Origin of the sequence: Shewanella sp. AC91-MNA-CIBAN-0169 (assembly GCF_040310165.1) — a bacterium.
Lineage (GTDB): Bacteria > Pseudomonadota > Gammaproteobacteria > Enterobacterales > Shewanellaceae > Shewanella.
Genome location: NZ_JBEOPM010000113.1, coordinates 1 through 272, shown reverse-complemented (window position 1 = coordinate 272; position 272 = coordinate 1). Strand labels below are relative to the sequence as shown.

Sequence of the window (272 nt, the reverse complement as noted above, 5' to 3'; positions counted from 1 at the left end):
ATACATGGCTTGCCTAAAGGCGTTAGAGTTCGGAATACCGGTGGTATACCAAGCAATGTGCTTGCGAGCAATACGGCAGCCTGAGTATTCACCATAAAAACCGTATAGCTCTTCTAAATGTGTCAGTACAATTTCTTTTATCTCGCTAACACTGGGTGATGCCAGCGTCTCACCTGTGCGCAAAAAATGCTCGATATCGCGAAATATCCATGGTTGTCCTTGTGCAGCGCGTCCAATCATCACCGCATCGCAGCCGGTCAGCTCATAAACAC

At 47.4% G+C, this 272-nt stretch carries 1 protein-coding gene; it reads right to left on the bottom strand.

The features are described 5' to 3' along the window. Window positions 1–272, bottom strand: a 272-nt coding sequence (locus tag AAEY98_RS22330; RefSeq protein WP_351019772.1) for a tRNA-dihydrouridine synthase, incomplete at both ends; no start/stop codon positions are given.